Annotated in this window: 17 protein-coding genes; 9 read left to right on the forward strand and 8 right to left on the reverse strand. The window is 36.9% G+C overall.

Features of this window, described 5'->3' with window-relative positions:
* The first annotated feature begins 273 nt into the window (after positions 1 to 273).
* The 4 genes from ACIQXQ_RS11590 (at position 274) to ACIQXQ_RS11605 (ending at position 2,006) form a co-directional block, all read left to right on the forward strand.
* The gene (locus tag ACIQXQ_RS11590; protein ID WP_402957544.1) at positions 274 to 837 is read left to right on the forward strand and encodes a group-specific protein; all 564 of its coding nucleotides are present in this window, start codon (positions 274 to 276) and stop codon (positions 835 to 837) included.
* A gap of 66 nt (positions 838 to 903) precedes the next feature.
* Positions 904 to 1,425, forward strand: coding sequence for a GNAT family N-acetyltransferase (locus ACIQXQ_RS11595; protein ID WP_402957546.1), 522 nt, complete (start codon positions 904 to 906; stop codon positions 1,423 to 1,425).
* A 105-nt stretch (positions 1,426 to 1,530) separates the two neighbouring features.
* Positions 1,531 to 1,683, forward strand: coding sequence for a hypothetical protein (locus ACIQXQ_RS11600; protein ID WP_402957548.1), 153 nt, complete (start codon positions 1,531 to 1,533; stop codon positions 1,681 to 1,683).
* Positions 1,684 to 1,736: 53 nt separating this feature from the next.
* Positions 1,737 to 2,006 (forward strand): CPCC family cysteine-rich protein, encoded by a 270-nt coding sequence (locus ACIQXQ_RS11605; RefSeq protein ID WP_402957550.1) that lies wholly within the window; start codon positions 1,737 to 1,739, stop codon positions 2,004 to 2,006.
* Positions 2,007 to 2,655: 649 nt separating this feature from the next.
* On the opposite strand, the gene ACIQXQ_RS11610 is transcribed toward ACIQXQ_RS11605, so the two are convergent.
* Complete coding sequence (locus ACIQXQ_RS11610; RefSeq protein ID WP_402957552.1) at positions 2,656 to 3,066, reverse strand: hypothetical protein; 411 nt, start codon at positions 3,064 to 3,066, stop codon at positions 2,656 to 2,658.
* Positions 3,067 to 3,217: 151 nt separating this feature from the next.
* Here ACIQXQ_RS11610 and ACIQXQ_RS11615 point away from each other — a divergent pair, with 151 nt between their 5' ends.
* Entirely contained in the window at positions 3,218 to 3,529 is a 312-nt protein-coding gene (locus ACIQXQ_RS11615; RefSeq protein WP_402957554.1) for a hypothetical protein, read from the forward strand.
* A 57-nt stretch (positions 3,530 to 3,586) separates the two neighbouring features.
* Here the strand turns inward: ACIQXQ_RS11615 and ACIQXQ_RS11620 are convergent, their stop codons facing one another.
* Genes ACIQXQ_RS11620 through ACIQXQ_RS11630 form a run of 3 tightly spaced genes read right to left on the reverse strand, consistent with a single transcriptional unit; the run spans position 3,587 to position 5,812 of the window.
* Positions 3,587 to 4,864 (reverse strand): FtsW/RodA/SpoVE family cell cycle protein, encoded by a 1,278-nt coding sequence (locus ACIQXQ_RS11620; RefSeq protein ID WP_402957556.1) that lies wholly within the window; start codon positions 4,862 to 4,864, stop codon positions 3,587 to 3,589.
* Entirely contained in the window at positions 4,861 to 5,280 is a 420-nt protein-coding gene (locus tag ACIQXQ_RS11625) for a PadR family transcriptional regulator (RefSeq protein ID WP_402957559.1), read from the reverse strand. The genes ACIQXQ_RS11620 and ACIQXQ_RS11625 overlap by 4 nt, the downstream gene beginning before the upstream one ends.
* On the reverse strand, positions 5,270 to 5,812 hold the full coding sequence (locus ACIQXQ_RS11630; protein ID WP_402957562.1) for a sigma-70 family RNA polymerase sigma factor: 543 nt from the start codon (positions 5,810 to 5,812) through the stop codon (positions 5,270 to 5,272). Before ACIQXQ_RS11630 ends, ACIQXQ_RS11625 begins: the two co-directional genes overlap by 11 nt.
* 194 nt (positions 5,813 to 6,006) lie before the next feature.
* Between ACIQXQ_RS11630 and ACIQXQ_RS11635 the strand changes: the two genes are divergently transcribed.
* Positions 6,007 to 6,456: a hypothetical protein gene (locus tag ACIQXQ_RS11635; protein WP_402957564.1), complete on the forward strand. Its 450-nt coding sequence runs from the start codon at positions 6,007 to 6,009 to the stop codon at positions 6,454 to 6,456.
* A gap of 943 nt (positions 6,457 to 7,399) precedes the next feature.
* Here the strand turns inward: ACIQXQ_RS11635 and ACIQXQ_RS11640 are convergent.
* Entirely contained in the window at positions 7,400 to 8,791 is a 1,392-nt protein-coding gene (locus tag ACIQXQ_RS11640) for a M28 family peptidase (RefSeq protein ID WP_402957566.1), read from the reverse strand.
* A 229-nt stretch (positions 8,792 to 9,020) separates the two neighbouring features.
* Here ACIQXQ_RS11640 and ACIQXQ_RS11645 point away from each other — a divergent pair, with 229 nt between their 5' ends.
* On the forward strand, positions 9,021 to 9,587 hold the full coding sequence (locus tag ACIQXQ_RS11645; RefSeq protein WP_402957568.1) for a cysteine hydrolase family protein: 567 nt from the start codon (positions 9,021 to 9,023) through the stop codon (positions 9,585 to 9,587).
* A gap of 84 nt (positions 9,588 to 9,671) precedes the next feature.
* Here the strand turns inward: ACIQXQ_RS11645 and nagE are convergent, their stop codons facing one another.
* Genes nagE through ACIQXQ_RS11660 form a run of 3 tightly spaced genes read right to left on the reverse strand, consistent with a single transcriptional unit; the run spans position 9,672 to position 12,549 of the window.
* A complete protein-coding gene (nagE, locus tag ACIQXQ_RS11650; RefSeq protein WP_402957570.1) occupies positions 9,672 to 11,120 on the reverse strand; it encodes an N-acetylglucosamine-specific PTS transporter subunit IIBC in 1,449 nt (482 codons plus the stop codon).
* Positions 11,121 to 11,173: 53 nt separating this feature from the next.
* Positions 11,174 to 12,013: a PRD domain-containing protein gene (locus ACIQXQ_RS11655; protein ID WP_402957572.1), complete on the reverse strand. Its 840-nt coding sequence runs from the start codon at positions 12,011 to 12,013 to the stop codon at positions 11,174 to 11,176.
* A gap of 38 nt (positions 12,014 to 12,051) precedes the next feature.
* A complete protein-coding gene (locus ACIQXQ_RS11660) occupies positions 12,052 to 12,549 on the reverse strand; it encodes a PTS sugar transporter subunit IIA (RefSeq protein WP_402957574.1) in 498 nt (165 codons plus the stop codon).
* Between the two features lie 713 nt (positions 12,550 to 13,262).
* On the opposite strand from ACIQXQ_RS11660, the gene ACIQXQ_RS11665 reads away from it, so the two are divergent.
* Together ACIQXQ_RS11665 and ACIQXQ_RS11670 are read left to right on the forward strand one after the other, a co-directional pair.
* Positions 13,263 to 14,681, forward strand: a complete 1,419-nt coding sequence (locus ACIQXQ_RS11665; protein WP_402957576.1) for a radical SAM protein — start codon at positions 13,263 to 13,265, stop codon at positions 14,679 to 14,681.
* Positions 14,660 to 15,508: an LpxL/LpxP family acyltransferase gene (locus ACIQXQ_RS11670; protein ID WP_402957578.1), complete on the forward strand. Its 849-nt coding sequence runs from the start codon at positions 14,660 to 14,662 to the stop codon at positions 15,506 to 15,508. Before ACIQXQ_RS11665 ends, ACIQXQ_RS11670 begins: the two co-directional genes overlap by 22 nt.
* The last annotated feature ends 34 nt before the right edge of the window (positions 15,509 to 15,542 follow it).

Here is a 15,542-nt window from a genome sequence, read left to right on the forward strand (position 1 = left end):
CTATTATACTATTGTTTCTGGAAAATTTTCCAATCCCTTTGTTATCCATTAGCAACAATCATTTAGAAAAGAGCCAAGAACAAAGACCATCTCTATTAGAATAGAAGAATAGGAATAGAAGAAGGGGCTGTCTAATCGACTTTGTCGACAGCCTGAGGAGCTGATCATCAGCTCCTTTTTTCTTTGTGTAACGAATGTGGCAGAATCGATTGTTTAAATTAGGAGGAGAATATGGGTCTTTTGTTGAAGTGTAATTAAAAGTGGAGGTGCACAATGCAAGAATATATATATCATATGGTTCCTAAAGAGATGATTGGCGACAAACTTATACCATTACATGCATTAGGTAAAACCTTTCCTCATTTGTATGAGAAATATAGGAGAAAGTATTTGGATCACCCTGAGAGACCAAAATTGCTAACAAAACAAATTCCAAAACTTAATTGTTTATGGAATGATGTCCTTCATTTTCTACCTCTACATCCTTACTTTGTTTATGAAGCTCTCGCAAGCTTAGGAATAAAAACTAAAGAAGAACAAAATTTTTTTAAAATCCCCATTGAAAGACTAACACATAATAGGAATGCTATATATCTGTACACAAAAGAGAAATATAAAGGTCCAGCGGAAGATATTGAAGAAGATGAAATTAAGCTATTGAACATTGAGACTTATAGAGAACTTAAAGAAATACCCGCTGCATCAGTAGAATATTACAAAACTGAAAATGAAAAGGGTAACAGATTTGGTCTCTTTCCATACATTCCCCATTTATTAAGTCTGGGAGAGGTTGAAATAAATAATGTGGAGATTATATCTTGGAACCAATTAAAATGAATCGCCTTTTGGTGAGGAAATGAAATATATACTTTGATCTTTATATTTTCATAAGAGGTGAATTCAATGGTTATAAGAAGAGCAACATTAGCAGATGTGATAGATATTGCGAAGGTACACGTTGATAGTTGGAGATCTACTTATAAAAACATCATTCCAGATGAATTTTTAAAGAAATTATCATATGATCAGCGGACTGACTTGTGGATCCGTAATATTTCTAAAGAAGGAAATTATGTCTTTGTAGCAGAAAATAATGAAGGAGAAATCGTAGGCTTTGCCGATTGCGGTAAAAAAGAAAAGAATACTGTCACTGAATCTGGTGATTTAACTTCTATTTATCTCCTTGAAGAGTATCAAGGAAAAGGGATTGGAAAGCAACTATTGAAACAGCTTTTTCTTCAATTTCAAGCACTTGGTTTCAATAGAGTATTTGTTGAAGTATTGGAAGATAATAATACCCGTTATTTCTATGAGTATTATGATGCAAGCCTACTTAAATCAGAAAAAATAACAATCGCAGGTGCTGAGATGAATCTTCTGATATACGAGTGGAATAACCTTAACCAAGTCTTATCTAAGTTCTGACCATTTTAGTTGAATCAAATCTTCCAAAAAATAGAGTGATAGGAAAACTAAGTACATTCGTTTATTATAATTAATTTCAATTGTAGAGTTAGTAGGAGTTAGAAGATGAAATTTAAAAAAAGGAAAAGAGATAGGCTGAAAGGCTTTTTTAAAGATATCTTAGAGGAGCTAAGTGCCTCCATTATATGTGAAGTGGCTGGGTACATCATCATGCTTATACCAAGAATGATGATTCGCATAGTCAAGAATATTTGGTGAAGGGGTTAGTCCAAAATATGGTGAAATTCATAAAAACTATCGAGGTGGATTGTATGAAATATACTTGTCCTTGCTGTGGGTATAAAACATTAGATGAAGAACCAACCGATACATATGAAATTTGTAAAATATGCTTTTGGGAAGATGACGGCCTTCAATTTCGAAAACCTGATTATGAAGGTGGGGCTAATGAAGTGTCATTAAGACAAGCACAAAATAACTTCACTGAATTTGGGGTATCCGAGAAACGCTTTAGTGAGTTTGTAAGAAAGCCAAATGACAAAGATATAAAAGATCCTAATTGGAAACCGTTTAGCTTATAGTTTTAGATTGCTATTGCTTATATGTTTATAGGGGTATCTTAATCAATTGTGAATTATTCAGTAGCGAAATTAATACGAGCTGGGGCTTTACTTCACTTAATTACATAAAAAGAAACCCATAATTCTTCAGGGTTTCTCTCGATAACTTAGCATTTTGGAAAAAAATGTTATGCATCAGGTTATGCCTGAAAATTTTGAGGGGATTTTTGAGTATAAGTAAGATGGATTTACCTTAGTTCCAATAACCTATTACCTTTGGGAAAATCAGAAAGAACTTCGATAAAAACAAGGTAGAGTGTTGAATTTATTAGGATCTTATAGTAACGTAATTTAGAGTTAGAAAACTAATTATTCCCATGAATGGTATTCATATGATGATTTGTTTTTTAGTAAATAAAGAAAACGATGGTATAAATACTATGTTTATAAAAAACTTTATCAGTCAATACATCATATTCCCAATAATTTTTGTGGTAATATTTGTATTATTTTCCGTCTTTAAACTTGATGATACCCCTGTTCCTATAAGTGATGTTTTAAATATGATATTACTCTATTATTTCGCAATTAGTGTGTATAATGCTTTGCCAGTTATAAAATCTAATAGCAGTAAAAAAGGGAGCCATTAAATGGTTCCCTTTTTTACTGCTTACCAATCATTATATTTGTATACACATGTACCATTATAATACAATAATTGAAGTGCAATCGCAGGTGCATTTCCTTTAATACCAAGAGCCAATAATTTTTTAGCTAAAGTTTTATACTTTTTGTCTTTTGCTAAGGTCAGAAGAGTATTTATAGTAGTAAGGGTAAGTGTTTCCATAAAGGCATTTTTTATCTTTTTTTGAACACAGGCATCAATTTTATTTTTGTTTGGTACTGCCATTGTAGTTATACCTGTGTTTGATGAATTTTCACCAATTGTAATGTTATTTGCGCCTGTTGCAGATCCTTCAAAATCAAAGCCTATTATATTGCCATTTTCATCTTTTATGCTGGCTTCTTCATAAATAAACTCGAGTTGTTCAGCTAATTTCTCCAACTTCTTCTGAATCAACTTCTTCTGCACTAATAACGGTAGAAAAAAGTGATGAAATTGCTATCATTAATGATAGAGTAATCAAAAATATAAGAGTGAGTTTACAAATATCCCGCATTGTTTTGATCCATTTGATTTTCTGCCCTAGATATTAAATGCTGTTGAAGAATTGAATAAAATAGAGACAAAAGAACAATTATATATTGTTGAACCAACAGGTTTATTACCCGAATTGCTTTTTTTAGACGACATAGAAATACTTTTAACCAAACTAGGTTATCCAGTCCCAATCCATTATGATTGGTGGTGTTTGTATATGAAACTTTATGAAGGTAAAAATGTTTCTGATACTACTTTCAATGAATTTAAGATTTATATTAATAAACTGTCTCCGTATTTATTTGAAGTAACTGCATTTATTAAGGAACAATATAAAACCATTGGCAGATTTGAATTATTGAAAAAGATTAATGTAATATAATCAAAGACGGCTCCCCACATTTACGCTACTATAATCGTTGATTAAGGTTCCAAAACTTCATGCCTTTATCTGTATGAAGTTTTTTTTGTGATACACACTTAAAATTAAACCGAACAAGAAGGCGTTAATCATGGCAGATAATGCACCATAGCTCATAAATGGAAGGGATAGGCTTATGATCGGTAATAAGCCAAGAGACATTCCGATGCTGATGGTTACTTGTGCAGTGAATATGGCAAAACAGCCGGAAACAAGCATTTTCCCAAAAGGGTCTTTCACAGTTTGGAATATACGAGAAATTCGCCAAATCATCCATAAAAATAAGAGACCTATGAGCAAGGCCCCAACCCAGCCAAGATTATAGGTAATGGTGACAAAGATAAAATCCGTCATCATTTCATTAGAAAAATCAAACGCTCCAAGGGAACCAAAATGACCAAACCATCCGGCATCCTCAATTAGCCTTTCTAGTTTCAAATAGGTATACCCTGATGTCTCACTGAATTTTTCAGGCGTAACGAAGGCAGTAAGTCGTTGAAATTGATAGGTCTTTATATCTTTCAAGGATATCGAGACTAGTATAAGGGAAACACATGCAGTAAACAGGACCCCAGCCGTGATAAGGAGTTTCTTTTTACTTAGGCCGCTTCGCCAGACCATTACAGCAACCATCAATGAGTAAAGCCCCACCGCCTGCACGTTGACTGTATTCATAAACAAATAGACCGAACAAATGTATAAAAAGGCAGCCAAATAAACATTCATCTTCTTTGATTGTAGCATTCCGCCCCAGCCAAGTAGGAATATTGGCAGAGCTATAAGAGAATCTACCGACATTAAACCCATAATATTCATTTGAGGACGCCCGAACACATATACATGGGAATATTGAAACTGAACAAGAATCAGACATCCTATCGTAAAGAAAACCCAACCCCATCTTTGTAATTTCCGGTAATCGAAAAAAAGTAGGAGGCAGGCCAAAATGACACTTCCTGTTACAGAATATACCTGCTTCAGCACGGAAAAGGTATGACCATCCTTAAATAAGAAGGATAATAAAAACAGACCCGTAGCGGACATGAACAGAAACATGCTCATTAGCTTCCAATCGATTTTTGGTCTGTGCAGCTTGTCCATCTTCAGTCCAATGTCAGAGGGGTTACCCATATTCCTAACAGCCATTTCCTCTGCTTCGTCCTCTTGATAACCTTTTTTGATCCATTCGGTTTTGGATTGATGCAAATGGTTCTTTAATTCAGCTTCTATATATTTTTTGGCTTCTTTTGATCGGATATACGACGAAACCTCATCTAAGAATTGATTGCTTCTCAATCGTTTCTTCCTCCTTCAAAAGCTGTCCTCCAAAGAGCTGAGGCAGAACCACTTTTCGATTCCTTTTTCTTTAGCCACTTTTTCGCACGTTCATCCAAGGAATAGAGTTTCCTTTCGTCCGTTTCCCAAAAAGTCTGAAGCCAGCATTCCTTCTCAAGCTCATGCAAGGTGGCATACAAGGAGCCTTCATTCCCTTCAAAGTTCCGAATACCTTTCTGGTAGAGTACTTCATTAATCTGATATCCACTTTTCTCCTCATCCAATGATCTGAAAATGGCAATCATGATGTCTTCCTGGCTCGCATCCTGCTTTTTGATAGATGAATGGATGGATCTTTTATGGTTTTCCGTAAACTTCAATTCAGGAAATGTATGCTTATTCATAGCCGATTTCAAACGTGTTAATTTATCTTCCATAGGTGGAGTCCTCCCAATAGGTTTTTAGCCTTTTCTTCGCCTGGCGCATACGGGTCTTCACAGTGCCGAGTTTGACCCCGGTAATTTCAGAGATCTCCTTGAGCTTCATTTCTTGAAAATAATGAAGGTAAATCAGCTCGCGATATTGAATGGGCAGGGACATGACTGCATCAGCAAGCTTTTTATCTTCATCCTGTTGAATGACCTCTTCTTCCACATTGTCGGTAGAAGACCATTCCTGCTCCTTATCCGCAGTCGAAACGTTTCGGAAGTACCAGCTTTTTCGATAATCCTTACAGTGGTTAATAGCAATTTTCCAAAGCCAGGTCCGTAAATTAGATTGTTGGTTATATGTAGGCAAAGCTTTATAAGACTTAATGAAAATCTCCTGTGTCAGGTCCTCTGCAACAACAGGATCTTTTACATAGGAATAGACCAATTGCAGAATATCCTGCCCATAAAGGGACATCATTTCATCAAATAAGGCTTCATTATCTTTCAATCGAGACCATTTCAACACAAACTCCTCCAAAACAGTTCACACTTCCTTTCCTAGATATATAGACGATAGTACGTATAAGAAGGTTTTCTATTTTTATAAAATTATCCCATTATTTGTGATGGTATAGTTGAAAATAAGAAATATTGATTGATTTACAATGAAGTATTCTGTAAATCCGATTGTTGAATACTATTAAGTAAAAATAGTGTAGGAGGGGTTACAATTTGGACATGGCAGGAATGAAGACCATATTAAGTGAAACATTTGAGGGCCCGGAAGGCAATTCGAGTTGGTTTACTGAATCGAAGCCAAGGAGTGGATTGTTCGGCACCATTGATCCATTAAGCTCTGAGGAGGCTTCGGTACTAATAGAAGGCGTGACGATCGCGGCTCATACGGATCACACACGTTACCACCTATGGGCGAATAACCAATCGTTGGAGGGCAAGGAGCAGGATTTCAATTGGGATGAAAGTTGGGAAATCGGAGCAGTGACAAGCGGTGAATGGGAGGAAATAAAGAATGGGCTTCATCATGAATACATGAAGATGACGGAATACATCAGTCAGGAACGAGACTTCAATTCTTCTACAACCACCATTCTCTTAGGGGCATTGGCCCATGCTGCGTATCATTTAGGAGCAATCAGGCAGATGATCAAGTGTATTAAATGACTTGTAAGAACTGGTGTGAAGAGTGAGACTATTTTTAACACAGCTCTTTCTTTATGCAACTAACGGGGCAGGTTAGTGGAAGAACATATTGAGGACGTACTCTCAATAAGCAATACACACCTGATAATTTTATAGGGTGAATACTTCGACTATTATTACTATCGTCCCCAAAAATAAAGCCACAGTTAAAAAGAACCACACTAATAGGTTTACTGGATTATGAAGTCCCATAACCTCTTGCCACGTAGCTTTATGAGCCCTGTCATTTACCTGATATCTTTTAAGCTGAATGTATAAATAAATATTTATTACAATTGAAATTATTATTAAAATAACTAAAAATGAAGTGAAAGTTATATCCATATTAAATTCATTCCCTTCTGCTCTTAGAATTTAAGTGGAAATTATAACATCATTATTTTATTTTAACATATATAACCAAATCCTTTGCGTTTTTTCAATCAACCTTAAACATAGCCTGATATAAACATTGTTTAAAAGAAATAATACACTGTTTTGTGATGTTTCTAATTTAAACTAACGGGGCAGGATAGTGAAACTTTAGTATCTAGTTCGTAAAAATACGATATGGAACCATTTAAGTTTAAAAGGAGGGATTGAATTGAGTTTCGCTACTTGGTTTGCTGTCGGCATTGGCACAGCTATTGCAATAGGTTTATTCGGAAAATTGAAAAGGAAAGAATAAAACTGTTTCTTCATATTGAAGAAAGGTTCATTTTTTACTAATGGGTGCGTTAGTTGAAGATATAAAAATCATAGTACGTTATAGAGGAGATCGTTGCTATCCCTTTTATCTTCTTTACATCAACTAAGGGACTTAAAAATAGCCCATAAAAAAAGAGAGCAACTGTATAATTTACAGCTGCTCTCCTGATTTTAAAGCCCCAATATTACTCTCGTAATCTCCTGTACAATGCAGTACTTAGTCTACAGGACGGTCCTCAAAGTCATAGTCCACCGTGACAGGAGCCACCCGTGCATTTTTTAATGCCGGCGTTTCCGGACGGGCAATTTGATACACACTGGCACCGACAATTTCGGCTGCTTGCTGTAATTTTTCTTTTGAAATCTTATCCAGTGTGTCTGTAGGCTGGTGATACCAAGGCTCTACAGGGGAGTGGATGAACAAGGCTGATGGAATGCCAAGCTCATGGAATGGTTGGTGGTCACTCCTACCTAGCTGTCCAAAAGGAATTGCCACATCCATCGTTCTTGCTCCTGCTGATGCACCCAGGTCCGTCACAAGGTTCTTATTTCCATCAATGGTATACATGATTAAACCACCTGCTGGATTATCCGCGCCAGCATCACGTCCACCTATCATATCCATTTGGAAGTGAGCCACCATGCGGTCAACATCCGACTTGGGAAGGGAATTCGCATAGAAGGAAGATCCAACGAGCCCTCTTTCCTCTGCTCCAAACGTCATGAAGCGAATTTCCGTGTCAATTGGCGTTTTGGCCAGGATCCTTGCCAGTTCCAGCACAGCCGATACACCCGAAGCATCGTCGTTTGCACCAGGGCCGCCTGGGACAGAATCATGGTGGGCTCCAACCGTAATGATTTGACCATTATCCTTATTTGGTTTTGGCTTTAAGGAAGCGATGACATTGTAGGATGTCTTTTCGATTCTTTCGACTTTTCCCACTTCCAGAGTGGTCGTGATCGGTTTAGTTTTAAGTTGTTCGACTAACTCTACTCCTTGGGCTTGGGTAATGGCGACAGCAGGTATGTTTTGCCCTGTTGATACTTGTCCAAAGTTATTTCCTGAAGGGGAGTTGTTGTACATCAAGACGCCAACCGCACCCTTATTTAGGACATTCTGAACCTTATCAACAAAGTTAATGTCCCCACGTTCGATTAGGGCAATTTTCCCGGATACATCGCCAATCTCCTCTGGTTTTGCTTTTCCAACATAAACAAGTTCAGCAGTGACATTCCCGCTGATACTGCCGCTAAAGGCACGCGGTGTTCCTCCTAAATCGCTGTCACCAAGTTTCACTTTTACAGTTTGCACCGTATCATAGATGGGAAAAGGCTGAATCTTTGTTTCAAAACCTAGACTCTTAAACTGACTTTCTATGTATTTGACTGCACGGATTTCGCCTTCTGTACCAGCAGCCCTCGGTTCCTCTGATAGATAGGCAATCGTGTTATACATATTGTCCGCACTGATTTTTTTAATCACTTTGTTATCAAAAGCTGTGCTGGACTGGGCATTTGGTGCCCCGTTTCCGTTTGGTTGTGCCAATGCTGTACCAGATGATAGAACCATCCCCGTAGCCAATAGAACTGTTAATGATTTTCTATACATAAAATCCCACCTTCGTCATATTATCCCTAATTATGTAATTTACTGAATAGTTTGTAAATGAGTCGTTAGTCTGTAAAATCCAACAATCAGTCGGTATCCGACCCCTACTTTTATCCTGATAGCTAGGAAAATCAGGGTAGGGAAAAAGGTATCCATCTATCTTTTGCCGAAAAGATAAGGGACTAGAGGAAATGCTTTTTAGTAGGTAATAGATTTAGGAGGGAAAGGATTGAAACAAACCTTATTGATCATTGATGCACAACAGGATTTAATGGAAGGGAATTCAGAGGAACAAGGGGTTTTTGAGAAAGATAGAATCATCCAAACCATCAATAGCGTCATTGAAAAAGCGTTAAACGAAAGGATTCCCGTTGTTTTCATCAGGGATCTAGATGTGGCAAATGGCGAAGGACCTGGATTTCAGATACATAGAGATATTAACGTTCCATCAACGGCTACCATCTTGGACAAAGCGGCCACTAATTCATTTTATGGTACACCGTTGAACGAACATTTACGGGAAAATCATGTGGAACACCTTGTGATAATGGGATGTAAGACCGAGCATTGTATTGATACGGCCGTACGAACAGCAACGATCAATCAGTATGATGTCACGTTAGTGGGGGATGGACACTCCACGACTGACTCGAAAATCCTATCTGCCAAACAAATCATCCTCCATCACAACGAGACCCTCCATGGTCACTATAATGTAGATAACTTTTCCCTTGTTAGACAATCTACTGAAGATTTATTTAACCCTGTTCATAGTGAATACCGATCATCCATTTAAGAATGATAATGAAATGGCCATAAAAGAAACAACCAAAAAGCTGTGGACCTATAACGGATCCACAGCTTTTTATCAGTCATTCTTTCAATTTCGGATCTTTTCCATTTCATCCGCTACGAATTGTACTTGCGTTCCAACAATTACTTGAATGCTTTGTGGCCCGACAATATTGATTCCTGGTACTCCTGTTGATTTAATCTTATCTTGGTCAACCGCATCCATGTTTTTGACTTCAATTCTTAAGCGTGTTACACAATTATCAATAGACGTCACATTAGCGTCCCCGCCTAGACCTTCATAAATTTTGGCTGCCATGACAGCGAATTTATTTCCTACTGGTGAATGGCTACCATCTACTTCAATATCCTCATCTGTATCTGCTTCCCTACCAGGAGTTGCTAAGTTGAACTTTGTAATCAAGAAACGGAATAATACATAATAAATAACGGCAAAGAAAAGACCTTGAAGTAGTAACATATATGGCTGATTAGCCAATGGTAGTCTTGAACTTAAAACGAAATCGACTAGTCCCGCACTAAAACCAAATCCTGCTGTCCAATGGAAAAATGCTGCAATGGCTAATGAAATACCTGTTAAGGCTGCATGAACTACATAAAGAGCCGGAGCTAAAAACATAAATGAAAATTCAAGTGGTTCTGTAACCCCTGTAAAGAATGAAGCAAATCCTGCTGCTAACATTAACGATGCCGCTTGTTTTTTTCTTTTCGTTTTTGCAGTATGATACATGGCTAAAGCTGCAGCCGGTAAACCGAACATCATGATTGGGAAGAACCCTGCTTGATACATCCCTGTAGTTCCCTTTGTTCCCGTTCCTGCCCAGAAATTTCCGATATCATTAATTCCAGCTACATCAAACCAAAACACGGAGTTTAATGCATGATGCAGTCCTGTTGGAATTAAAAGTCTATTGAAGAATCCATATAATCCTGCACCCACAAAATCTAACTTACTAATCGCTGTACCGAAAGATACCAATCCTGTAAAGATGACTGGCCATGCAAAGAATAATATCACGGAAACCAGCAACATTGAAACCGCTGTCATGATTGGCACCAAACGTTTTCCACTAAAGAAGGATAAGGCAGCTGGCAATTGTACGTGACTAAACCGATTGTACATGATCGAAGCTACGATTCCGGAGAGAATCCCAACAAATTGATTTTCTATTTTCTCAAAGGCTGGGTTTACATTATCTGCATCAATGCCTTGTAGCATAGCCACTGAATCTATCGAAAGCAAAGTGGTAACGACTAAGTAGGCGACTAACCCGCTCAATGCGGCTGATCCGTCTTTGTGTTTAGACATACCTAGAGCTACTCCGACTGCAAATAAGATGGACATGTTGTCAATAATGGAAGACCCAGCTTTAATGAAGAACGCAGCTATCGGATTATCAGCTCCCCAACCGGCAGGATCTATCCAATAACCGATCCCCATCAAAATGGCTGCAGCTGGCAATACTGCTACTGGTAACATCAATGAGCGACCAATTTTCTGTAGATATTTCATCATGTAAAATACCCCCTATCAATTTTTTAAATTGAATAATATGATGCTATCATTCTTTATATTTTCTCTGTTATTCTCCAACGCTGCTTTAATCTCTCTATATGGAGAGTGATGTAGCCAAGTTCACATTCCGGAAGTTCCATTTCATAAGTGTTCATTAATACTTGAAATACTTCCTTAGCGCATTGATAGGAAACCGGAAACTTCTTTTTTATCATCTCTAGCATTTCCTCATCCATGGTATGAAGTTCAAAATGCTTTACTCTAGAGATGGAATGACGAAGATGTGTTATTAATCGTTGGTAAGAAATATCATCATGATGTATCGTAATATCCAAGTATTCAGTGATTGTTTGGATAAGATCACTGATAATGGCAGTCTGTCTTACGGTTTCCTTCATATCTCCATTTTGTGGTTTAGCTGTATGGATATGAAGGGCAATATAGCCAGCTTCATCTATGGGCATTTCAATGTGAAACCTCTTTGCAATGTGCTGAATTGCCCACATACCAATTTCAAATTCAGGTTTGTAGAGTACTTTAATTTCTTGAAGGAGCTTGTTCTGTAAATGAATTCCTTCCTGTTCTCTTTCAATCGCAAAGGACAAATGGTCTGTTAAAACAATATGGATATGTTCACTTAATTTCACAGCTAACTTTTCTTCTGCATAGGAAATAATTTCTTCCGATATTTCGAAATGTTTTTCAGGGATTCTCATTATAAGCTGCTGGAACTTATCCGTTTCCTCTATAACAAAAAGCTTTTCAACTTCTTGTGTTTTGACAAGATCATTTCTTCGCTTGTTAAAGGCGATGCCTGTACCGATGGCTATTTTCTCGGTTTGCCCGTCTTCAACCACTACCGCGTTATTATTCAAGATTTTTTTAATTTTCACTTGAACATTCCTCCTCAAACATGTGGCATAGGAAACGTTTACGTATTCGTCACCTTAATCACGACCGTTTCACCCATTCTTGCAACTTTATCCAAAGGCATTTCATATTTAGTTGTATTCGTTTGACTGTTTGTAATAACCATAATCAACATGTCGCTTTTTGCATGTTCTTTAATATGCTGTAAATGATAGGTCAGTAATAATTGCCCGACAGTTATGGAATCTCCCACGTTTACCTTTACATCAAATCCCTCGCCGTTTAGAGCAACTGTTTCAAGACCAACATGTATCAATATTTCCGTTCCATCATCAGCTACTATGCCAATGGCGTGCTTTGTAGGAGCTATCTGTACAACCTTTCCAGCCACTGGTGATGACACATTTCCATCAATCGGAACAATAGCCATTCCTTCCCCCATCATTTTTTGACTGAAAACTGGATCTGGTACTTCTTCTATGGAAAGAATTTCTCCACTTATAGGTGCATAAATAAGCTGCGGTGTTTTTGGGGTTTTCTTAAATAATTTTGAAAACATTTTAGAATCTCCTTATTCCTAATTTTTTGATGATTTTCTAACATTTCACTTTAAATGAACACAAAAAAGGCACGGAAGTAACCAATTAAAAGAATCGGAAATTCTCTTAACCGTACCACCCTGCCTGAACGAATCAGTAACATGTGATCAATATGGAATATTACTTATAAAATACCATTAGTTATGAAAAAACACAATATGCTAGGAATGATATTTTTGAAGATTCGAAATAGTTTACGACTGCTGTTATTATAGAACACGTATGGATATCCAAATAGCGCTTTCTAGGGAATTAGATCGATCTCGATGTTAGGAAGAGTGTGCCATTTTATTCGAAGTATATATGCTGGAGACCTAAAATATCCTTAATTTAACTATCCTAGCTCCAAATTCAATAGATCAAGAGAGATAGTTATTTTGATCTGTAAGTATAAGGAGATTGATTTGCTACTTTTCTACCAATATTAATTTGATAAGGAAATAGTGGTTTACAATCATATATTTTGAATAGTATGATAATTCCAATAAATTGCAAAGGAGGTAATCGATTATGAAGAAGCACGACTCACTTATCGACGGAACTCTACCATCATTTAACAACTGCGGTTGTCAAAAGCCAACTGCACCAACGAGTAAATAATTTTGTAACTAAAAAAGGATGATGGGCCTGTCGAAGGCCCGTCATCCCAATTTATTTGAAGGGGTTGGTGAAAATGTATATAGTTTTACATGATGATGTCATTTTAAGAAATGAACATGGCTATTTGGAATCTAATGCACGTTTTTTTTACACCGCTCGAACTAGGCATACAGAATTTATTTCAGCAGCTACCTTTGAACTACTTACCTATCTCACAACTTCTCGAACGATGGATGATGCCTGGAATTATTACCATGAGAAAGCAGTAGCATGGAATGAGTTGCCTGATCGTGTAGAATTTGACGAATTTATAAAGGAATTGATAGATGGGGGTACCCTTTTTTTAACAGATCAATATATTTCCTCTGAACGGCCTCTTAAACATCTCAGTATTTCACCTCCGAAAACTTCCAAATATACACCAATGACATTTCCTACAAAAGTTAACGTTACGAGTACAATGAGATGCAATTTGATGTGTACTCATTGTTTACGAGAATCTTCCCCTTTTTTTGATACCATTGATAATTTAAATACAGAAGAAATGAAAAAACTATTTACAGACCTAGATAATTTGGGAATCATTGAATTGGCCTTTTCTGGAGGGGAAACCACTACCAGAAGGGATATATGTGAGTTAATTGATCACGCTGGCACGTTACGATGTTTCTTTGAGTTTTTCACAAATGGTCACCGAGTCACCCAAAAAGTTTATGATTCATTACTTAGATTAAAAGATAGAAAGGGAAGAGGGTTACAAATCCATCTCTCTTTAGATGGGGATGAAGTCTATCACGATAAAATACGTGGAAACGGCCAATTTCACAAAGTCATTAATACTTTAAAAAGATTTTCAAATGATCGTTTCTATGTGATTGTAGAGTCGGTTTTAGTTCCTGAAAGTGTTGAAAACGGAGTTGTTAGAAAAGTGATTGAAACATGTGCGGCCAATGGTGCTAATGGAATCAGTTTTCACCCCGCTTCTGTTTCAGGTCGAGCTGGTGGAAATCCGGAAAATTTTCTATTTACCCTTTCACAACTCGAGTATTTTGAAGAAGAAGTGTTAAAAGTGGCAAAAGAATTTCCAAATATAAAAATTGAATTTCAAGCGTATTATTATCCAGGTAAAAAGAACACAGATAATCTTTTCAGTTTACCTGCTAACGTAGGCCCTCAAGGTATGTTTTTACTAGCAATTGGTGCAGACGGAAGCGTTTATCCATGTACGGAATCTATTGGTGATCGATCTCAAATTATAGGGAATGTAAAGGAGACAGATTTAATTTCCATATGGAATAGTACAAAGTGGGATTTTTATAGAGGTGGATGGGAGATAGAGGAATTAAAAGCATGCCAGGGCTGTATTTTTAATGGTAATTGTAGGATGCAAACTTGTAGATGTTATGCAAAGAGAACTTTATTCGATGCTTACGGTGCTATGCCAGAATGCTATAAGGTAGGTGAAGAAATATGGGAAAAATCAAAAATTTAGGTTTTCAAGACTTAGCGGAAAATATAGATGAATTATTAACACTGAATAAAGAGGATCTTTTAGAATTTTGCTCCCGGCCGGAGGAGTGGAGTACTCCTAACTTGTTATCCTCTTTTGTTTCACAAGATGAAAGAAGAATTTATAACTTTAAGAAATTCCTTGCGGAAAGGCCCATGCATTGGGCAAATTTATTAAGTCTGTTGAGATCAAATGGTCTAGACGCTTCCTTTTTAACAATACCAGATGAATTAGAAGATGCTCTGAAAGCTCCGTGTATTTTAGCCATTCCGCATTTCGGAGTACATATGTTGGTTCCTACAATATTAAGTCAATTAATTGGTGATAGCTCATATATTTTAGCCACTGGAGGATCTGAAGGGCATGAAGTAGGAAAAAGCATAAAAAAAATTTTACCGAATGATAAGGTGAATTTCTTGCCTGTTCCTGATATATGGATACTTCGAAAATTAGTAAAAGGATTTAAAATCGGCAATTACCCTTTAATTTATCCGGAAATCAGTTCTTCGAATGATAAGGAATTATATAAATTGGAGTTATTAGGGGAAAAGGTTCATGTACCCCTGGGAGTTGAACATTTGAGTAGACTATGCAATGCGAATGTTCTGCCAGTTGCCATTCAATGCAATTCAAACAAATATGAATTAGTAATGGGACCTTTATTAACCTATTCCAATAAGGGCAGTATAATTGAACCTTTATTTAAATGGATAGAAGAGTTAGTTTATAATGACCCTACACAATGGTTCGGTTGGAAACTTATAGAAGATATGTTGGTCAAAGAAGAACATACTGTTACCAATCATTAACTTGAAAATCCAGATGATCCAATGACAAATCATA

Source organism: Peribacillus sp. NPDC097198 (assembly GCF_044762055.1).
In the GTDB taxonomy this organism is placed as follows: Bacteria; Bacillota; Bacilli; order Bacillales; family DSM-1321; genus Peribacillus.